13 protein-coding genes are annotated in these 20,118 nt (G+C 68.5%); 8 read left to right on the top strand and 5 right to left on the bottom strand.

What is annotated here, in order from left to right; all coding sequences use genetic code 11:
• Positions 1-49: 49 nt before the first annotated feature.
• Positions 50-1,630: an amino acid permease gene (locus H0X91_RS30835; protein WP_059720893.1), complete on the bottom strand. Its 1,581-nt coding sequence runs from the start codon at positions 1,628-1,630 to the stop codon at positions 50-52.
• Between the two features lie 634 nt (positions 1,631-2,264).
• Between H0X91_RS30835 and amaB the strand changes: the two genes are divergently transcribed.
• Positions 2,265-3,776: an L-piperidine-6-carboxylate dehydrogenase gene (gene amaB, locus H0X91_RS30840; protein WP_058903532.1), complete on the top strand. Its 1,512-nt coding sequence runs from the start codon at positions 2,265-2,267 to the stop codon at positions 3,774-3,776.
• Positions 3,777-3,914: 138 nt separating this feature from the next.
• On the opposite strand, the gene H0X91_RS30845 is transcribed toward amaB, so the two are convergent.
• The gene (locus tag H0X91_RS30845) at positions 3,915-6,377 is read right to left on the bottom strand and encodes a DUF3772 domain-containing protein (protein ID WP_196433620.1); all 2,463 of its coding nucleotides are present in this window, start codon (positions 6,375-6,377) and stop codon (positions 3,915-3,917) included.
• A 447-nt stretch (positions 6,378-6,824) separates the two neighbouring features.
• Between H0X91_RS30845 and H0X91_RS30850 the strand changes: the two genes are divergently transcribed.
• From H0X91_RS30850 to H0X91_RS30865, 4 genes are all read left to right on the top strand, one after another.
• Positions 6,825-8,243, top strand: a complete 1,419-nt coding sequence (locus H0X91_RS30850) for an MFS transporter (RefSeq protein WP_006495132.1) — start codon at positions 6,825-6,827, stop codon at positions 8,241-8,243.
• Positions 8,244-8,638: 395 nt separating this feature from the next.
• Entirely contained in the window at positions 8,639-9,946 is a 1,308-nt protein-coding gene (locus tag H0X91_RS30855; protein ID WP_196433621.1) for a hypothetical protein, read from the top strand.
• Positions 9,947-10,107: 161 nt separating this feature from the next.
• A complete protein-coding gene (locus H0X91_RS30860; RefSeq protein ID WP_006491111.1) occupies positions 10,108-11,220 on the top strand; it encodes a porin in 1,113 nt (370 codons plus the stop codon).
• Between the two features lie 9 nt (positions 11,221-11,229).
• Positions 11,230-12,282, top strand: a complete 1,053-nt coding sequence (locus H0X91_RS30865; protein ID WP_006491123.1) for a nucleoside hydrolase — start codon at positions 11,230-11,232, stop codon at positions 12,280-12,282.
• Between the two features lie 39 nt (positions 12,283-12,321).
• Here H0X91_RS30865 and H0X91_RS30870 read toward each other — a convergent pair whose 3' ends face one another.
• The gene (locus H0X91_RS30870) at positions 12,322-13,230 is read right to left on the bottom strand and encodes a LysR family transcriptional regulator (protein WP_006495136.1); all 909 of its coding nucleotides are present in this window, start codon (positions 13,228-13,230) and stop codon (positions 12,322-12,324) included.
• Positions 13,231-13,324: 94 nt separating this feature from the next.
• Here H0X91_RS30870 and H0X91_RS30875 point away from each other — a divergent pair, with 94 nt between their 5' ends.
• Genes H0X91_RS30875 through H0X91_RS30885 form a run of 3 tightly spaced genes read left to right on the top strand, consistent with a single transcriptional unit; the run spans position 13,325 to position 16,390 of the window.
• On the top strand, positions 13,325-14,674 hold the full coding sequence (locus tag H0X91_RS30875; protein ID WP_006491121.1) for an NCS2 family permease: 1,350 nt from the start codon (positions 13,325-13,327) through the stop codon (positions 14,672-14,674).
• Positions 14,675-14,718: 44 nt separating this feature from the next.
• The gene (gene add / locus H0X91_RS30880; RefSeq protein WP_048987859.1) at positions 14,719-15,819 is read left to right on the top strand and encodes an adenosine deaminase; all 1,101 of its coding nucleotides are present in this window, start codon (positions 14,719-14,721) and stop codon (positions 15,817-15,819) included.
• A complete protein-coding gene (locus H0X91_RS30885) occupies positions 15,788-16,390 on the top strand; it encodes a hypothetical protein (protein WP_230878057.1) in 603 nt (200 codons plus the stop codon). Before add ends, H0X91_RS30885 begins: the two co-directional genes overlap by 32 nt.
• Positions 16,391-16,555: 165 nt before the next feature.
• Here H0X91_RS30885 and H0X91_RS30890 read toward each other — a convergent pair whose 3' ends face one another.
• A complete protein-coding gene (locus H0X91_RS30890) occupies positions 16,556-18,787 on the bottom strand; it encodes a penicillin-binding protein 1A (protein WP_060264422.1) in 2,232 nt (743 codons plus the stop codon).
• Between the two features lie 124 nt (positions 18,788-18,911).
• Positions 18,912-20,118, bottom strand: a 1,207-nt coding sequence (locus H0X91_RS30895; protein WP_196433622.1) for an aminotransferase-like domain-containing protein, incomplete at its 5' end; no start/stop codon positions are given.

Here is a 20,118-nt window from a genome sequence, read left to right on the forward strand (position 1 = left end):
CAGCGCAGCGGCCGCCGCGCAGGAGCGGCGGCCGGCGCGTGACCGGGCGTCAGGCGCCCGGCGTCGGGTTGGCCGGACGGGTGACGTAGGCCGGATAGCCGGTATCGGCCTTTTCGGTCGCTTCACGTGTCGTGTTGCGTTCGATCCACGGCGCGATTTCCATGTCCTCGTAGCGCACCAGCCGGCATTTGCGCACGAGCGCGTAGCCGAGCCAGATCGCGAGGAAGAACGGCAGGCCGATGTAGGTCGCGGCGACGCCGGTCCAGTCGATCTGGTCGGCGAGGAACGCCTGGTAGTCCTGGCCGAGCGCGACGACCGCGCACAGCGCGAACGCGAACAGCGGGCCGAACGGGAACCACTTCGACCGGTACGGCAGCTGGTCGAGCCGGTAGCCCTGCTTCAGGAAACCCTTGCGGAACCGGTAGTGGCTGATCGCGATGCCGAGCCACGTGATGAAGCCGGCCATGCCCGACGTGTTCAGCAGCCACAGGTAGACGGTCTTGTCGCCGTACAGCGACGTGAGGAAACACAGCGCGCCGACGGCGGTGGTCGCATAGAGCGCGTTGCGCGGCACGCCGCCGGGCGACAGCTTCGCGAACAGCTTCGGCGCGCGGCCTTCGACCGCGAGGTTGTAGAGCATGCGCGTCGATGCGTACATGCCCGAGTTGCCGGCCGACAGCACGGCCGTCAGGATCACCGCGTTCATCACGCCGGCCGCGAACGCGAGGCCCGCGTGGCGGAACACCAGCGTGAACGGGCTCACGCCGATGTCGGTCACGTCGCTCTTCAGCAGGCTCGGATCGGTGTACGGAATCAGCACGCCGATCACGACGATCGCGAACACGTAGAACAGCAGGATGCGCCAGAAGATCTGGCTCACCGCGCGCGGAATCGTCGTACGCGGATTTTCCGATTCGCCGGCCGCGACGCCGATCATTTCGGTGCCCTGGAACGAGAAGCCCGCGATCATCGCGACGCCGAGCATCGTCGCCCAGCCGCCGACGAACGGCGCGTCGCCGATCGTGAAGTTGCCCCAGCCGGCGCTCGGGCCGCCCTGCATGATCCCGAAGATCATCAGCAGGCCGACGCCGACGAACGCGAGCACGGTCAGCACCTTGATCAGCGCGAACCAGTATTCGGCTTCGCCGAAGCCGCGCACCGACAGTGCGTTGAGCGCGAAGATCAGCGTGAGGAACAGTGCGCTCCACCACACGCCCGGCACGTGCGGAAACCAGTAGTGCATCACGAGCTGCGCGGCGACGAGCTCCACCGCCAGCGTCACGGCCCAGCTGTACCAGTAGTTCCAGCCGAGCGCGAAGCCGAAGCCTTCGTCGACGAACTTCGCGCCATAGGTCGCGAACGAGCCCGATACCGGCATGAACGCGGCCATTTCGCCGAGGCTCGTCATCAGGAAATAGACCATCAGGCCGATCACCATGTACGCAACCATTGCGCCGCCGGGGCCGGCCTGCGAGATCGATGCGCCGGATGCGACGAACAGGCCCGTGCCGATCGAGCCGCCGATCGCGATCATCCGTAGATGGCGGGCCTGCAACGCGCGGTGAAGGGACGGCTTCGCGGGCGGCGAGCCGGACGGGCGGGACGAATCGGGGCGGGCATCTGAATGCATGGCGGGCGCTGGGCGCTGTCTCCGGGATTGTTTTTTCGGTGACGAAGCGCGACGCGTCGCCGGCTCGCGGGCCGGGCAGCGGTGATGCGGTGCGAAACCGGCCCGCTGAGCCGGGCCGTGGTGCGTGTCGCCTTCGTCGGTCGTCCGGCTGCCGTGGTGGCGGCCGGCGGCGCGCCGGGTGCGTTGCACCTCGACGTCGCACCGATTGTGTGGGCCCGGTGCACCGGCGGCAAACGATATTTCCGAACAGGGTGATGCGGGATGGTCATCAACTTGGGCCGCGCAGCGATGCGTCCGGGCGGCCGGTTACGGGCTTGGGAAACGTCCCATATCGGCATCGAAACAGCCGCGGCTGGCCAGCGCACGTCTTGCGTTTTGGGAATGAAGTCGTGAGTTAATATCAATAGCGGCCCGACTTGTGGCCATCGACAATGTGTCTCATGGATCGTGCCTCGCGAGGCTGGGGCGCGCCGTCCGGCCGGGCTTCCGGCGGCGGCGCAGCGCGATGCGCCGGATGGCGCACCGGCCCGCCGCGCGGCGCATCCGCTTGCACGAGGCGCTCGAACGCGCTCCAATCGAATCACGCGGGCGGCGCTGCCGCCGCATCGATCAATCTGTCCCTGAAGAGGAAGTGATGCAATTCAACGACATTCTTGCCGCGCTCGACATCGATCTCGCCCAGTGGAAAGGCAACGCGCTGACCGCGCGTTCGCCGCTCGACGGCGCGACGCTCGCGACGCTGGCCGTCGACACGCCCGCCGACGCCGAGCGCAAGATCGACGCCGCGCACGACGCGTTCCTCAAGTGGCGCACGGTGCCGGCGCCGGTGCGCGGCGAACTCGTGCGCGTGTTCGGCAACGTGCTGCGCGAGCACAAGGCCGAGCTCGGCCGCCTCGTCACGCTCGAAGCCGGCAAGATCACGTCGGAAGGCCTCGGCGAAGTGCAGGAAATGATCGACATCTGCGATTTCGCGGTCGGCCTGTCGCGCCAGCTTTACGGCCTCACGATCGCGTCCGAGCGCCCGGGCCACCGGATGATGGAAACGTGGCACCCGATCGGCGTGTGCGGCGTGATTTCGGCGTTCAACTTCCCGGTCGCGGTGTGGGCGTGGAATGCGGCGCTCGCGTTCGTGTGCGGCGATTCGGTCGTGTGGAAGCCGTCCGAGAAGACGCCGCTCACCGCGATCGCGTGCCACGTGCTGCTCCAGAAGGCGCTGCGCGAGTTCGACAAGACGCATCCGGGCGTCGCGCCGGCGGAACTGAGCCAGCTGGTGCTCGGCATGCGCGATGTCGGCGAGGTGCTGACGGCGTCGAAGAAGGTGCCGGTCGTCAGCGCGACGGGCAGCGTGCGGATGGGCCAGGAAGTCGCGAAGGTGCTGAGCCAGCGCCTCGCGCGCGGCATCCTCGAACTCGGCGGCAACAACGGGATGATCGTCGCGCCGAGCGCGGATCTCGACCTCGTCGTGCGCGCGGTCACGTTCGCGGCGGTCGGCACGGCCGGCCAGCGCTGCACGACGCTGCGCCGCCTGATCGTGCATCGCAGCCTCGTCGAGCAACTGCTGCCGCGCATCGAGAAGGCCTATGCGTCGGTGAAGGTCGGCAATCCGCTCGAGGAAGGCACGCTGGTCGGCCCGCTGGTCGATCGTGCGTCGTTCGACGCGATGCAGAAGGCGCTGGCCGATGCGCGCGAGCAGGGCGGCGAAGTGAAGGGCGGCGAGCGCGTCGACGTCGGCCACGCAGATGCGTACTACGTGCGTCCGGCCATCGTGCGGATGCCGAAGCAATCGGCGGTGGTCGAGCGCGAGACGTTCGCGCCGATCCTGTACGTGATGGTCTACGACAACTTCGACGACGCGATCGACCTGCACAACGCGGTGCCGCAAGGCCTGTCGTCGGCGATCTTCACGAACGACATGCGTGAAGCCGAGCAGTTCATGTCGGCGGCCGGCAGCGATTGCGGGATCGTCAACGTGAACATCGGCACGAGCGGCGCGGAAATCGGCGGCGCGTTCGGCGGCGAGAAGGAAACGGGCGGCGGCCGCGAGTCGGGTTCGGATGCATGGAAGGCGTATATGCGCCGGGCGACGAACACGATCAACTACAGCCGCCAGCTGCCGCTGGCGCAGGGGGTGAAGTTCGACGTATAAGTGCGGGCGCCCGGCTTGGGCGCTTCGACGTCGAATGAACAGGGCCGGTTGCCGTGGAAGCGGTAACCGGCCCTGGTCGTTTATTGCGATGCGTGCGCCGCGCCGATCGATCGTGAGCGGACCCGCTCGATGGCTCGCCTACGATTCGTGCCGCGTGGTGCCATCGTTCGCCGGCATGTTCTGCACGACCAGCATCTGCGGGCTCGACAGCGTGATCCCCGCCGCGCGCAACTGCTTGAGGATCTCGAACAGCAGATCGCTCTTCGTCGAACTCGCGATCCGCGGGCTCGACACGTAGCCCGTTACGCTCAGCGTGATCCCGTCCGGCGCGAGCTGGCTGAACGTCACCGACGGCGCCGGTTTCTCGAGAATCGCCTGATGCGCGCGATACGCATCGAGCAGCAGGTCGCGCACCTGCTCGGGATCGGTGTTCAGCGGGAACGTCAGCACCAGCGTCGCGACGCCCTGCGTGCTGTTGCCCATCGTCACGTTGCGCACGTTCTGCGAGATCAGTTGCGAGTTCGGCACGATCACGGTCGAGCGGTCGCTCAGCTGGATTTCGGTCGCGCGCACGTTGATGCGGCGGATGTCGCCTTCGACGCCCGCGATGCTGACCATGTCGCCCACCTTCACCGGGCGCTCGGTCAGCAGGATCAGCCCCGACACGAAGTTCTTCACGATTTCCTGCAGGCCGAAGCCGATACCGACCGACAACGCGCTGACGATCCACGCGAGATTGTTCCATCTGACGCCGAGCAGCCCGAGCGTCATCAGGACGAGCAGCACGTAGCCGACATTGGTGAACAGCGTGATCAGCGACACGCGCATGCCCGTGTCCATGCCGAGCGCGGGCATGAACTCGCCGTCGAGCCAGCGGCGCAGCGAGCGCAGCAGGTAGAAGCCGATCGCGAAGCCGATCACGGCATTCATGATCCGGTCGGGCATGATGTTCAGACTCTGCAGCCGCTGGCTGCCGATCATCGCGACCGCGCTGTCGAGCAGGTCGCCCGGCGTCGTGCCGAAGCCGCCGGTCACCAGCGCGATCGCCGCGATCAGCATCAGCAGGCTCGTGCCGAAGCCGGACAGGACCGTGCGCGCCTGGTCGAGGTGGCGGTCTTCGAGCGCGAACAGGTGCTTGATCTGCTGGCCCGTCGACAGGCTCGACGAGAACAGGCTTTCGCTCGCGTCGCGCGTCAACTGGATCAGGATGTAGGTCGCGCACAGCACGATCTCGAACCATACGAGCTCGTACGTGATGAAGCGCGCGACCGTGATGTAACCGATCAGGAGGGCGATCAACGACGCGACGATCGCGAGCGTGACGCCGGCGTGGATCAGGCCCGCGAGCGTCGAGCGCTGCTCGGGTGCCTCGCCTGCCGCCGCGAGCGCGGCGCGCGCACGGTTCGCGCGCAACAGCGACGCGCCGACCGTCAGCGCGACGACGAGCGACACGATGCCGCGACCGAACAGCGTGACCGACAGGCTGGTGTCGACGATCCGGTTGATCGATTCGAGCGTGCCCGACACCAGCAGCAGCGCAGCCAGGATCGCGGGGAACGGCTTCATCGCGAGCGCGACCGGATCGGCGAGCGCGGGCAGCCGCCACGACGGATGTTTCGTGCAGAGCAGTGCGCGCCCGAGCCCGGCGATCAGTGCGCAGGTTGCGGCGAGCTTCGCGAACTGGTCCCACAGATCGGTCAGCGACGGCGTGAGCTCGTAATGACGCGCGACGGCGAGGTAGAGGATCTGGATCGCAATGGCCGTCGCGAGGAAGGTCGACAGCGCGGTCGACAGCGCCAGCGCACTGCGGCGCAAGCGGGTGGGCGGCAGGCGGTTCAGCGCGATCCAGGCGAGCCCGCGCTCGATGAGGCGGCGCCCGCCGAGCCATGCCGCGAACGCGGCGATCAGCAGCACCGCGGTGATGGCCCGCTGCCCCGGCACCCACGACGAGCGCAGCATGTCGAACAGTTCGTCGTCGAAATCCTGGAGCCGCTGGCGATCGTCCGGCGACAGGTGGAACAGCGGCAGCCAGAACTGCGCGCTGAAGATGCTGCCCGAACGGAACGCGAGCTGGTTCTTCAGCAGGCTGCGGTGCAGCTTCGCGAACTGCTCGGTCAGGTTCGCGAGGCTCGTCTTCTGGTCGGCGGCCTGCTTCAGCGCGGCGTCGATCTGCGTCTTGCGCGCGTCCAGCGAGGCCCGCTGCTTCGCGACGGCTGGCGTTTCCGGCGCGGCGCCCTCGGCCGGCGGCGGGCCGAGCACGTCGAGTTGCGCCTGGACCTGCGCGCGTTGCGGCGTGAGATCGCTCTGCAGTTTCGCGACATCGGTGCTCAGTTCCTGCGCCGAATCGTCGAGCGCATCCAGCTCCTTGCTGTTGGATGCGGTGGAGGTCTGCTGCTTGATGCGGTCCAGCTCGGCCTGCATCTGCTTGAGCTGCGCGACGGCGTCGGGCAGCGAGATGGCCGGCGCGGTGGCGCCGACGCCGCTCGCGACGGGCGCGGAAGCGGCCGCCGGAAACGCCGACGCGGTCGCGATCGCCGCGAACTGCAGCAGCGCGATCAGCGCGATCCGGCGGGCGTACGTGGAGAGTCGTTGTATGGACATGGAATGCTTACGATTTGCCGACAATGCCGATTGCCGAAAGGCAGCCGGAAGCCGGTAGTTGGCCCGCTAGCATGTTACCGGGGCGCGGAACGCGTGGTTGTCCCGATTGCGTGTTGCGATTCGCGGCGATTCCGGCGGCGCGTGCGTGGGTGAAGCAGCGCGGGAGGCCCGTCATCACCCGCCTGCGCGGCCTGCGCGCGAGGCCGGTGGTAGCGGAACGCCACGCGAACGCGCAGTCGGTGCCGACACACGGTTACGCAAGTTACACATTATCAGGCGCGAAAACGGGGCATCGAATGGCTTCGGTGCCCGCACTGCGTCCGGCCTGCCGGCTTGCCCGTGCGTCGAACGGGGCTGCCGGTACAATGCAGCGATTCGCCCGGCGCCGGTTCGGCGGTCCGCCGGACGACAACGCACAACACGACACGATCAGGAGACGCGCCCAAGATGGCCTCAACGGACAGCCTTTCCCAGGCACCTGCCCAATCCCCTTCCATCGACCCCGGCGCCATCTCGGCCCGCCTCGACCGCCTGCCGCCGACGCGCAGCGTCTGGAAGCTGGTCGTGCTGCTGAGCCTCGGCTTCTTCTTCGAACTCTACGACCTGCTCTACAGCGGCTACGTCGCGCCGGGCCTCGTGAAAAGCGGCATCCTGTCCGCGACGACGCACGGCCTGTTCGGCACCACGGGCGTCGCGAGCTTCATCGCCGCGCTGTTTTCCGGGCTCTTCATCGGCACGATCGCGTGCGGCTTCCTCGCCGACCGCTTCGGCCGCCGCGCGATCTTCACGTGGTCGCTGCTGTGGTACACGGCCGCCAATGTCGTGATGGCGTTCCAGGACACCGCGGCCGGGCTGAACTTCTGGCGCTTCGTCGTCGGTCTCGGCCTCGGCGTCGAGATGGTGACGATCGGCACGTACATCTCCGAACTCGTGCCGAAGCAGATCCGTGGCCGCGCGTTCGCGTGCGAGCAGGCGGTGGGGTTCGTCGCGGTGCCGGTGGTCGCGTTTCTCGCTTACCTGCTGGTGCCGCACGCACCGCTCGGCCTCGACGGCTGGCGCTGGGTCGTGCTGATCGGCGCGCACGGCGCGCTGTTCGTGTGGTGGATTCGCCGCGAACTGCCGGAAAGCCCGCGCTGGCTCGCGCAGCAGGGCCGCGTCGACGAGGCCGACCGCATCATGCGCGCGCTCGAGGCGAAGGTCGAAGCCGAATACGGGCGGCCGCTGCCGCCGCCCGCGCCCGCCGAACCCGTGCCGCCGCGCGGCAGCTTCCGCGACATGTGGGTGCCGCCGTATCGCAGCCGCACGATCATGATGACGATCTTCAACGTGTTCCAGACGGTCGGCTTCTACGGTTTCGCGAACTGGGTGCCGACGCTGCTGATCAAGCAGGGCATCACGATCACGTCGAGCCTGATGTATTCGAGCGTGATCGCACTCGCCGCGCCGATCGGTCCGCTGATCGGCCTCGTGATCGCCGACCGCTTCGAGCGCAAGTCGGTGATCGTCGCGATGGCGGCGGCGATCGTCGTCTGCGGGCTGCTGTTCAGCCAGACGACGGTGGGCGCGTTCCTGATCGTGCTCGGCATCGGCCTCACGCTCGCGAGCAACATCATGTCGTACAGCTTCCATGCCTACCAGGCCGAGCTGTTCCCGACGTCGATCCGCGCGCGGGCCGTCGGTTTCGTCTATTCGTGGAGCCGCTTCTCGGCGATCTTCTCGTCGTTCGTGATCGCGGCCGTGCTGCGCGGCTTCGGCACGTTCGGCGTGTTCGCGTTCATCGCGGGCGCGATGGTGATCGTGATGGCCGCGATCGGGTTGATGGGGCCGCGCACGAAGGGCATCGCGCTCGAAACCATCTCGAAGTGATCGGCGGGTGCGCACGCATGTCGCACGGTTCGTTGCGGCATGCGTGCGATGCGGTCCGGGGTTTCCGCTTCCGGACCGGCCCCTCGCCAAAATGCTTTGTCATGCGAATCAACCGGGAGGCGCGCTCGAACCGGATCCATCGCGTCAGCACTCGGCCGCGTGCCGAAAGCATCGAACACGCAAGCGTGCCACGCCACGAATACGCACGCGGCAACGAGTTGAAACAAAGCGTGACGAAGCGCAATTCCCCGTAAAAGCGTGCTTCCGGCCGCGGCCGATTCGCGCATGGACGAGTAAAATAGGGGGCCTGACGACTCATTAGCCGCCATCGGAGTGCCCGCGTTGCATCAGCGAATGGCTCCGCCGCGAAGAGGCGTCGGCGCCGGGCGCACGCGATGTGCCGGGCGTGTCGATGGCTTGCGCGGAAGATGCGCCGCTCGCAGCAGCACCATGCGGCGGCCGGATCGGCCGATGGCTTCGAACATATGATTCTTGCCCACTTGACGCGGCGCTTCGCGCAGCCGCGTTGCCTCAACCGCGCAGTCGCCGCATCCGTGTGGCTTGCTGCCGCGGTGTCGATTTCCGCTGTCGCACAACGACCTGCCTTTGCCGCGTCCGGCGCTCCGTCGTCTGCTGTGCAATCCTCATCCGTCGCGTCGCCTGCTTCGGCAGCCTCCCGTCCGCATCCGGCTTCGTCCGCGCATGCGGCGTCGGACGCATCGGCCGCAGCGCCGACATCCGCCGCGTCACAGGCGAATCGCGCGGAATCCGCAAGCGCGGCATCCGGTGCGTCGGCCGCTTCCGCGGCATCGGCGGCATCGGCCGGCGCACCTGCATCGGCCGCCTCCGGCACGCCCGCCAGCGAGGCCGAACCGCCTCCGCCCACGCCGCCGCGTCGGCATCCGCCGCTGTCGGCCGAGGACGCGCAAAACGCGACGACACGCGCGCTCGACATGCGCAAGCGTTTCATGCAGGAAGTCACGCGCCGCCTGAACGTGCCCGCGAGCGAGCAGCGCGCGTACGGCGACCGGCTCCAGAAAGCGCTCGCCGATGCGGATCTCGGCGATCTCGCCGGCGAATACGTCGCGATGGTGGACCGCGCGCCGAACGTGCAGGCGCTGTTCATCTACTTCCGCGCGACACCGGCCAATGCGTGGCTGATGATCGGCGCATCGCCGGTCGGCACCGGGTTGCCGGGCCAGTACGACCATTTCCTGACGCCGCTCGGCGTGTTTCATCACTCGCCCGACACGATGGATTTCCGCGCGGAAGGCACGACGAACGAGAACGGCATTCGCGGCTACGGTCACCGCGACATGCGCATCTACGATTTCGGCTGGGTGGACGGCGAGCGCGGCTGGGGCAAGGGCGGCGTGTCGCCGATGCGCTTCCAGATGCATGCGACCGACCCCGACCGGCTCGAAGCGCTGCTCGGCATCCGGCACTCGAAGGGCTGCGTGCGGATTCCCGCGTCGCTGAACACGTTCCTCGACCGGCACGGGCTGCTCGACGACGACTACCAGGCCCGCGTCGAGGCCGGCAAGTCGCTGTGGGTGCTGCGTCGCGATCGCGACATCACGCCGATCGCGGGCCGCTACCTGGTCGTGATCGACAGCGCCCGCAAGACCCGCCCGGCGTGGTCGCCGCTGCCAGGGCGCGGCGCATGGTCGAAGCTGCCGAAGGGCGGCGATACGGCGGACTGAGCGCCGCTTCGCCGGGTGCGGGCGGTGCGAGGATGAGAATAAATCCGTTTTATTGAGATATAAGGAAAGCAAACTTTTATTATCCGATCCGGGTTCGTATAGTCGAGTCCAGTTTCGCGGAACCCTGCCGCGCCTGGACCACCACCGACCACACGACCCGCATGAAAACTCTCTACAAGCTCGCTCCGCTCGCGATGCTCGGCGCCTTCGCGACCCATGCCTGTGCGCAAAGCAGCATCACGCTGTACGGTCTGATCTCGGCCGGTGTCGGGTTCGCGACGAACCAGGGCGGCAAGAATGCATGGCAGGCGCTGTCCGGCACGAACCAGAACCCGCGCTGGGGGCTGAAGGGCAAGGAGGATCTCGGGCAAGGGCTGTCCGCGGTCTTCCAGCTCGAGAACGGCTTCAACGTGATGACGGGCACGGCCGCGCAGAACGGCCGCGAGTTCGGGCGCATGGCGTACGTCGGCCTGGCCGACCGCACCTACGGCTCGCTGACGTTCGGTCGCCAGTACGACGCGATCCACGACTACATCGGGCCCGTGATCATCGCGAGCAACGGCGTGAACATCGGCGACAACGACAACGGCTACAACGACATCCGCGTGCAGCACTCGGTGAAGTACGTGAGCCCCGTCTACTACGGGCTGAAGTTCACCGCGCTGTACGGCTTCAGCAATGCGACCGGTTTCGCGAACAACAGCGCGTACAGCTTCGGGCTCGGCTATGAGCGTGGCCCGCTGCGCTGGAGCGCGGTCTATGCGCAGTACAACCATCCTTACAGCGCGACGAACCAGGACGGCGCGATCGCGAACGACTACGCGTCGCCGCTGCTGATCTTCAGCAAGAGCGCGATGACGCCGGCCGCGTATGCGAGCCGGCAGCGGATCGCGGGCACGGGCGGCTTCTACACGATCGGCCGCGCGCAGTTCGCCGCGATGTTCACCGACGTGCGCTACGATTACCTCGACAATTCGCATCTGCACCTGCAGAACCTGGGCGTGAACGTCGTCTACACGATGACGCCGCAGCTCTTTCTCGGCGCGGCGTATGCATTCACGAACGGCAAGTACGACGTGATCGACAAGCGTCCGAAATGGCACCAGGTGAACCTGCAGGCCGACTACTTCCTGTCCAAACGCACCGACGTCGCGCTGACGGTGATCGCGCAGCAGGCGGCCGGCGACGCGGATCATGCGCAGATCTTCGCGTATGCGCGTTCGACCGGCACGCGCCAGATGATGGCGACGCTCGGCGTCCGGCACGTCTTCTGAGCACCGACCATGACCCATCCGATCGCATCCCGCCGCACCTTCCTGAAACTGTCGGCCGCGCTGGCCGGCACCGCGCTGCTGCCCGAAACGGGCGCGTTCGCGGCCGGCGGCGACGCCGCCCGCCGCACGGTGATCATCGATACCGATCCGGGGCAGGACGACGCCATCGCGATCCTGTTCGCGCTCGGCGCGCAGGACCGGCTCGACGTGCGCGCGCTGACGGCCGTGGCGGGCAACGTGCCGCTCGACCTCACCGAACGCAATGCGCGGATCATCCGCGACTGGGCTGGCCGCACGAAGACGCTGCCGGTGTACGCGGGCTGCCCGCGCCCGCTCGTGCGCGACCTCGTGACGGCCGCGAACGTGCATGGCAAGACGGGGCTCGAAGGCGTCGAACTGCACGCGCCGCGCGCGCCGCTCGCCGCCGGTCACGCGGTGTCGTACCTCGTCGATACGCTGAGCCGCGCGGCGCCGAACAGCGTGACGCTGTGCGCGCTCGGCCCGCTGACCAACATCGCGACCGCGCTGGTCGAGGCGCCGCAGATTCGCGCCGCGCTGCGCGACATCGTGCTGATGGGCGGTGCGTTCTTCGAGCGCGGCAACATCACGCCGGCCGCCGAGTTCAACATCTACGTCGATCCGCAGGCGGCCGACGTCGTGTTCGGCAGCGGCGTGCCGATCGTCGTGCTGCCGCGCGACGTCGCGGTGAAGGCGCCGATCACGCCGGCGCGGGTCGCGCCGTTCCGCGCGCTCGGCAACCGCTGCGGCGCGATCGTCGCGGACATCATGGAAGCGGAACTGGCCTACAACAAGAAGCGGCGCGGGATCGACGACGCGCCGATGTACGACCCGACGGCCGTCGGCTATCTCGTCGACCCGACGCTGTTCGGCGGACGCAAGGTGAACGTGGTGGTCGAGACGACCGGGCAGTGGACGCTCGGCGAGACGATCGTCGACTGGAACGGGCGCAGCGGCCGTGCGGCGAACGCGACGTGGATCAACGAGGTCGACGCGGACCGCTTCTACGCGACGCTCGTCGAGCGCATCGCGAAGCTGCCCTGAACGCGCGCGGCAAATGCGGCAAGCGCGGCGGACGCGGCATCAGATGTGCTTCGCAATCCACTCGCGGCACGCGCGCACGTGCGGGCCGCGATCGTCGGCGGCGAGCGAGATCAGCGAGATCGCACGTGTGACGCGCGGTTTGTCGACACGCAGCGCGACGAGCTCGGGATCGTGCAGATGCATCGTGTAGAGGCTCGGCAGCACGGCGGTCGCGAGACCGTTGCGCGCGAGCGCGTAGAGCGGCTCGGTGTATTCCATCCGGTACGTGACGTTCAGGCGCAGCTTCCCGGCGCCGCCGGTGCGATGCAGCGATTCGCTGACGCTGCCGCGCACGAACACCGCGAGTTCGCGATCGACGAGCTTCGCCCACGTGACGCTCTTCGCGCGGGCGAGCGGATCGTCGTGCCGCACGACGATCACGATCTCGTCCTCGAACAGTTGCTGGTAGCGCAGCGTGCCGTCGTCGCTATCGGGTTCGCGCACGCCGATGCCGAGATCCGCGACGCCGTCGCGCACCGCTTCGACGAGCGCGCTGTTCGGCAAATCGGTCAGCGTGAAGCGCAGCGTCGGGTGCGTGCCGCGCAGTGCGTTGAGCGCGGGCAGCAGGCGGCCCGCGACCGACGGAATGAACGCGATGCGCACGGTCTGGATGCGTTCGCCGATGAGCCGCGTCATGTCGTCGAAGGTGCCGCGCGCCTGGTTGAGCAGGCGTTCGGCGAGCGGCAGCACGGCTTCGCCCGCGGTGGTGAGCGTGAGGCGATGCGCGGTGCGCGCGAACAGGCGGCCGCCGAGCAGGAATTCGATCTGGCGGATCGACGCGGTGAGCGCGGGCTGCGTGAGCGACAGCGCCTGCGCGGCCTGCGTGAAGCTGCGTGCGTGCGCAAGGACTACGAAGTGCTGGACTTGCCGCAGCGTGAGCGCGGGCAGCAGCGACGAGCGGTCGGACATCGGGCAATGACGGTCGGGAAGCGGTACGCGGCAGTATAAGACCGCGCCGCACGAATCGACACAGGACAATATTCGGAATCACAGGAGAACCACCATGTCAGCGACTGACACGATGCCGGCACGTGCGCCGGCCAACTGGCTCGAACGCCGCTTCGCGCTCGCCGCGCGCGGCACGAGCGTGCGCACCGAGACGATCGCGGGCGTCACGTCGTTCCTCGCGGCCGCGTACCTGCTCGTCGTGATCCCGTCGCTGCTCGCGACGGGCGGAATGGAGCGCGGCGCGGCGACCACCGCGACGATCGTCGTGTTCGTGCTGTTCACCACGCTGATGGGGCTCTACGCGAACCTGCCGTTCCTCGTCGGCCCCGGTATCGGCGGCTCGGTGATCATCGGCGTGACGCTCGCGACGACCGAGCACGTCGGCTGGCAGACGGGCCTCGGCATCGCGTGCGTGTCGGGCGTGCTGTTCTTCCTGCTGACGATCCTCGGCGCGCGCGGCGTCGTGGTGCGGCTGATTCCGGTGCAGATCAAGCTCGGGCTCGGCGCGTCGATCGGGCTGTTCGTCACGATGCTCGGGCTGCGCAATGCGGGGATGGTCGTCGCGAACGCGAAGACCAACGCGTTCGCGCTCGGCGACTTCTCGCGGCCGGGCGCGCTGGTCGCGCTGATCGGCCTCGCGGTGGCGATCGTGCTGCAGGCGCGCAAGGTGCCCGGCGCGATCCTGATCGCGATCCTCGTCGCGGCCGCGGCCGGCGTGCCGCTCGGCGTCACGCACCTGCCGGCGTCGTTCGTGTCGCTGCCGCACAGCATCGCGCCGATCGCGTTCAAGCTCGATATCGGCAGCGCGTTGAGCCTGGCCGCCGCGCCGTACCTGTTCGCGTTCTTCGCGGCGGAATTCTTCTCGACGCTCGGCACCGCGCTCGCGGTCGGCGCGAAGGCGAACCTGCTCGACGAACAGGGCAACCTGCCGGACATCAACCGGCCGTTCCTCGTCGATTCGCTCGCCGCGACGCTCGGGCCCGTGTTCGGCATTCCGGCGCTGACCGCGCTGATCGAATCGGCGGCGGGCGTCGAAGCCGGCGGCCGCAGCGGGTTGTCGTCGCTGGCTGCCGCCGTGCTGTTCGCCGCGATGCTGCTGTTCGTGCCGGTCGCGCTCGCGATCCCGAAGGAGGCGACCGCGCCGGCGCTGATCCTGATCGGGCTGTCGATGTTCGCGACGATCCGCCATACGCATTTCGACGACTTCACCGATGCGCTGCCCGTGATGTCGATGGTGCTGCTCACGCTGATGTCGAACAGCTTCGGCACCGGCATTGCAGGCGGGCTGCTGTGCTACGTGCTCGTCAAGCTGCTGGCCGGCCGCTGGCGCGACGTGTCGTGGGGGCTCGTCGTGCTTGCGATTCCGCTCGGCTATTACTTCTGGACCGTCGTGAAGCCGCACTGAGAGACGGCTTCGCCACGCATCGCACTACCGAAAAAGAGACTGAGATGAAGGGAACACCAGGCAACGTCCCGGCCGCGCGCACGGGCATCGACATCACGCCGGCCCATCGGGCCTTCTTCCACGCGCTGCCGAAGGTCGAGCTGCACTGCCATCTGCTCGGCGCGGTGCGGCACGACACGTTCGTCGCGCTGGCCGAACGCAGCGGCGCACCGATCGAGCGGACGGAGATCGACGCGTTCTACGCGCGCGGCGAGAAGCCGGTCGGCGTGCTGCACGTGCTGCGTGCGCTCGACAAGTATCTGCTGACGCAACCCGACGACCTGCGCCGAATCGCATACGAGTATCTGGAAGACGCGGCCGCGCACAACGTGCGGCATGCGGAATTCTTCTGGAATCCGACGGGAACGGTGCGCGTGTCGGGCATCGCGTATGCGGACGCGCAGGCCGCGATCGTGACGGCGATCCGCGATGCCGCGCGCGATTTCGGGATCGGCGCGCGCCTGATTCCGAGCATCGATCGCGAGCAGGACCCCGACGAAGCGGTTGAGATCGTCGAGTGGATGAAGGCGAATCGCGCGGACGAAGTCGCGGGGCTCGGCATCGACTATCGCGAGAACGACCGGCCACCCGAACTGTTCTGGAAGGCGTACCGCAATGCACGCGCGGCCGGCTTTCGCACGACCGCGCATGCGGGCGAGTTCGGGATGCCGTGGCGCAACGTCGAGACGGCCGTCGATCTGTTGCAGGTCGACCGCGTCGATCACGGCTATACGGTCGTCGACAACCCCGAGCTGTGCGCGCGCTACGCGGAGCGCGGGATCGTGTTTACCGTCGTGCCGACCAATTCGTACTACCTGCGCACGCTGCCGCCGGAGCAATGGGCCGAGCTGCATCCGATGCGCAAGATGCCGGGCCTCGGATTGAAGATTCATCCGAATACCGACGATCCGACGTTGCACAAGGTCAATCCGGCCGAGGCGTGGGAACTGATGTTCAGTCATTTCGGCTTTACCGTCGCCGACCTGAAGCAGTTCATGCTGAACGGGATCGACGGCGCGTGGGTCGACGACGCGACGAAGGCGGCGTGGCGTGCCGCGTGGGCGCCGGAGTTCGATGCGCTTGCTGCATCGCTCGCGGCGGGCTGAGCCAGACTGGCACACGCCGCTTGTGTTCGCTATATTGGCGTCCGGCAGCACCCTGTCGTGGCGCCGCCGCCGTGCGCGCCCGCGCCGGCATTCCAATAGCAATTCGAACCTGAGAGGCTCCACCGTGCGTATTCCCGCTTTCTGTCTGATGTTGTTCGTCTCGCTGTCCGCGCGAGCCGGCACCGCCTGCGATGCGTTACTCGGCGATTACGCGCCGGCCGCCGGCAAGCCCGCGACGATGCGGGTCGAGAAGGTGGGGAGCGACATCGTGCTGCGCGCGCGTGAAGCCGGGCGCTGGAGCGTCGATACGGCGCCGGCGCACGTGGCTGAACTCGATATGGACGGTCCGGAGAAGCCGCCTGCCGACGCATGCGTGCTGGAGGTGCCGGGCGGCCAGATCATCAGGATGCCGATCGGGACACCGTACCAGGTCACGTCCATCACGGGCAACGGCTTCACGACGAAGCGTTCGACCACCGGCGTCCTGCTGCTGATGACGCAAGGCTTCCAGGTCGACGGCATCGAGCTGTATCGGGTCGCGCGCAGCGGCGCTTCGCCGTCGGCGCCGTGAAGGCCGTTGCCGCGCGCGGACGGCACCGTGCTGCACCCGCCGCATTACACGCGGCTCGGCGACGCTGCGCTGTTCGATGACGATCGCGACGGCGTGCCCGTGTGGCTGTACGCGGACGGGCACATGATGACGACGCCTCGGTAGCCCGGCGCGCAGCCACCCCGATCAGCGAAAGAACCTCAACCAGTCGAACAGGCCCGAATGCGGCTGCGCGCGCCGCCTCGGCGCCGGTGCGCTGCGCGGCCGGAAGTCGGGCGAGAACTGCACGTGCGGATCGATCGCCTGCGCGCGCAACGCCGCATCGTAGAACGACCCGACGATCGGCAGCGCGCTGTGCGCGCCCGCGCCCCAGTAGTCGCTGCGCAGCGTCACGCTGCCGTCGTCGAAGCCGACCCACGCGCCGGCCACGAGTTGCGGATGCATCAGGATGAACCAGCCGTCGGTGTTGTCCTGCGTCGTGCCGGTCTTGCCCGCGACGTCGATGCGAATCCCGTAGCGCGAGCGGATGTCCGCGCCGGTCCCGTAATCGACGACGCCGCGCATCGCGTCGACGAGCGTCTGCGCGGCGGCCTCCGGCAACGCGCGCTCCGGCGGCGCGCTGCCGAACGCGGCGAGCACCTTGCCGTCGCGATCCTCGATGCGCGTGATCGTCCGCGGTGCGACGTACACGCCGCGGTTCGCGATCGTGCCGTACGCGGACACCATCTCTTTCAGCGTGACCGGGCTCGTGCCGAGCGCGAGTGACGGCACCGCGTCGAGCGGGCTGTCGCGCACCCCCATCGCACGGGCGAGCTGCGCGACCTTCGCGGCGCCTTCGCGCTGCATGACCTGCGCGGTGATGCGGTTGCGCGACAGCGCCAGCCCGTCGCGCAGGGTCATCGGCTCGCCGGTCGGTGGTTCCGCATCGGTCGGCCGCCACACGGCGCGGCCGTCGATCGGGATCGCGACGGGGCGGTCGACGAACGTGTCACCCGGCCGCATCCCGTCCGCGAACGCGGCGCCATAGACGAACGGCTTGAACGTCGAACCCGGCTGGCGCCGCGCCTGCGCGACGTGATCGAACGGCGCGCTGCCGAAATCGGGGCTGCCGACCCACGCGCGGATCGCGCCGTTGCGCGGATCGATCGCGACGAAGCCGGCTTGCACCTGCGTCTTGCGCTCGCACAGCGCCCGCATGAATTCGCGATTCGCGCCGAGCTGCTTCAGCGCAACCACGTCGGCGAGCCCCGTGTCGCGCGCCTGGCGATACTCGGGCGTCTGGCGCATGAAGCCGCGGAACAGGTCGTTGCGCAGCCCGCAGCCGGACGGCCCGCGCCAGGCGCCGTCGGCGATCGCCTGCAGCCGTTCGGTCTGCCGCGTCAGCGCCTGCGTGGCCATGTCCTGCAGCCGCGCATCGAGCGTCGTGCGCACGACGAGGCCGTCCGCGTAGAGATCGTAGTTGTTGCGGTCGGCCCACGCGATCAGCCACTTGCGCAGTTGCACCGCGAAATGCGGCGCGAGGCCCGGCTGCGCCGTCTGCGGTTCGAAATCGACGCGCAGCGGCTGGCGCTGCAGCTTCGCGAGCTGCCGCGGCGACAGCATGCCCATCTGCGCCATCCGGCCGAGCACGATGTTGCGCCGCTGGACCGCGCGTTCCGGGTTCAGCACCGGGTTGTAATAGCTGTTGCCCTTCAGCATCCCGACGAGCGTCGCGCTCTCCGCGATGTCGAGCTGGTTCGCCGACTTGCCGAAGTAGGTGCGTGCGGCCATTTCGACGCCGTACGCGTTGTACAGGAACGGCACGGTATTCAGATAGGTTTCGAGGATCTCGTCCTTGCTGTACACCGCTTCGATCTTGAACGCGGTGATCAGCTCCTTCACCTTGCGCGTGAGCGTCGGCGCGCGGCCGATTTCGTCCGGATACAGGTTGCGCGCGAGCTGTTGCGTGATCGTCGAGCCGCCCTGGCGGCTGCCCGAGAACGTATGCAGGCCGGCCGCGAGCGTGCGGCGCAAGTCGATGCCGTGATGTGAATAGAAGCGGTGATCCTCGGTCGCGATCAGCGCGTCGACCATGTGCGGCGAGATCTGCCTGAGCGGCACCCATTCGCGGTTCACGGGCCGGAACTCGGCGATCAGCTGGCCGTCGGCCGACAGCACGCGCGCGGGGCGGTCGATGCGCGCCTTGCGGATGTCGCCGATGCTCGGCGTGAACGGAACGAACGCGAGCAGGACCAGCAGGCCCAGCACCGGGATCGCGGCGAACGTCAGCGCCACGCCGCGCCGGGTCGGATGGCGCAGACGATGCAGCGCGCCGGCGCCCAGCGCACCGAGGCGCGTGCGGCAGGCGGCGACGAATGGCGCGACACGGGCGCGGCAACGGAGCCACGCGTCTCGGAGCAACGGCACGAAGCGATTCAAGGCGGCAGGGGCGCGGAAGGAAGACGCGCGATCCTAGCAAACGGAACCCGCGCGCCGGCGGCCGAAACGGCCGTTTGCTTGCAGGATTTACAGACGATTACGTTTGTTGCCCGCCGACAACCTTTTACCGCCCGTGGGGCCGCGATTCCACCGACGAAACCACGTCCGCGAGCCGCTGCGCGGCCGCTTCCATCTGCGCGCGGCCGAATCCGCCGAAGCCGAGCACCAGCCCGGGGCGCGCGGTGCCGGGCGCGAACATCGGCGACACCGCGCGCACCGCGACACCGGCCCGGGCGGCGCGCGCGACCACGTCGAGATCGTCGATGCCGGCCGCGAGCCACAGCACGACGTGCATTCCCTGGTCGCCCGGCTGCACCCACGCGCGCTCGCGCGGCAGTCGCGCGCCGAGCGTGTCGATCAGCAGCGCGCGCTGTTCCGCATAGACGCCGCGCACGCGGCGGATGTGGCGGTCGAGATGGCCGTCGGCGATGAACGCGGCGAGTACGTGTTGATCGGCGGTCGGCGCGTGGCGGTCCATCAGTACGCGCGCGCCGCAGAACGCCGGCACGAGATCGTCGGGCGCGATCACGTAGCCGAGCCGCAGCGATGGAAACAGGATCTTGCTGAAGGTGCCGAGATAGATCACGCGATCGGGCGCGAGGCCTTGCAGCGACGGGAACGGATACCCTTCGTAGCGCAATTCGCTGTCGTAGTCGTCCTCGACGACCCATGCGCGGTGCGTGCGCCCCCACGCGAGCAGCGCATTGCGGCGCGCCATGCTCAACGGCATGCCGAGCGGGTACTGGTGTGACGGCGTGACGAACGCGGCGCGCGCATCGGGTGCGAGCCGGATGCCGGCGTCGACGTCGAGGCCGTCGGCGTCGACCGGCACGCGCACCATCGCGTCGCGCCGCCCGGTGCTTTCGAGCAGCGCGGTGATGCCGCGGTAGGCCGGATTCTCGACCCACGCGCGGTCGGTGTCGCCGAGCAGCACCTGGCTCGCGAGATGCAGCCCCTGCTGCGTGCCGCTCGTGATCACGACCTGGCCGGCATCGCAGCGCACCGAGCGCGACCGGCGCACGTAGTCGGCGATCGCTTCGCGCAGCGGCAGCGCGCCTTGCGGATCGGCATAGCCGGACGGCGCGCCGGCGCCGCGGGCGCGCAGGCGATTGCCGAGCCGGCGCCAGATGTCGTCGGGCGCGGTGAGGCCGAGCGGCACCGAGATCGCGAACGGCATCGCCGGCAGCGGGTTGAATTCGTCGGCAAGCCGCGCGAAGGCGGCGGCGGGTTCGGGCAGGGCGTCGCGTACCGGGCGTTGATGGCGGGTGGGT

The organism is Burkholderia sp. 9777_1386, assembly GCF_015712265.1.
In the GTDB taxonomy this organism is placed as follows: Bacteria; Pseudomonadota; Gammaproteobacteria; order Burkholderiales; family Burkholderiaceae; genus Burkholderia; species Burkholderia cenocepacia.

What these genes read in the sequence shown, in the direction of transcription:
- H0X91_RS30835 (WP_059720893.1), bottom strand. Translation starts at nt 1,630, where the DNA reads ATGCATTCAGATGCCCGCCCCGATTCGTCCCGCCCGTCCGGCTCGCCG.
- amaB (WP_058903532.1), top strand. Translation starts at nt 2,265, where the DNA reads ATGCAATTCAACGACATTCTTGCCGCGCTCGACATCGATCTCGCCCAG.
- H0X91_RS30845 (WP_196433620.1), bottom strand. Translation starts at nt 6,377, where the DNA reads ATGTCCATACAACGACTCTCCACGTACGCCCGCCGGATCGCGCTGATC.
- H0X91_RS30850 (WP_006495132.1), top strand. Translation starts at nt 6,825, where the DNA reads ATGGCCTCAACGGACAGCCTTTCCCAGGCACCTGCCCAATCCCCTTCC.
- H0X91_RS30855 (WP_196433621.1), top strand. Translation starts at nt 8,639, where the DNA reads ATGTGCCGGGCGTGTCGATGGCTTGCGCGGAAGATGCGCCGCTCGCAG.
- H0X91_RS30860 (WP_006491111.1), top strand. Translation starts at nt 10,108, where the DNA reads ATGAAAACTCTCTACAAGCTCGCTCCGCTCGCGATGCTCGGCGCCTTC.
- H0X91_RS30865 (WP_006491123.1), top strand. Translation starts at nt 11,230, where the DNA reads ATGACCCATCCGATCGCATCCCGCCGCACCTTCCTGAAACTGTCGGCC.
- H0X91_RS30870 (WP_006495136.1), bottom strand. Translation starts at nt 13,230, where the DNA reads ATGTCCGACCGCTCGTCGCTGCTGCCCGCGCTCACGCTGCGGCAAGTC.
- H0X91_RS30875 (WP_006491121.1), top strand. Translation starts at nt 13,325, where the DNA reads ATGTCAGCGACTGACACGATGCCGGCACGTGCGCCGGCCAACTGGCTC.
- add (WP_048987859.1), top strand. Translation starts at nt 14,719, where the DNA reads ATGAAGGGAACACCAGGCAACGTCCCGGCCGCGCGCACGGGCATCGAC.
- H0X91_RS30885 (WP_230878057.1), top strand. Translation starts at nt 15,788, where the DNA reads ATGCGCTTGCTGCATCGCTCGCGGCGGGCTGAGCCAGACTGGCACACG.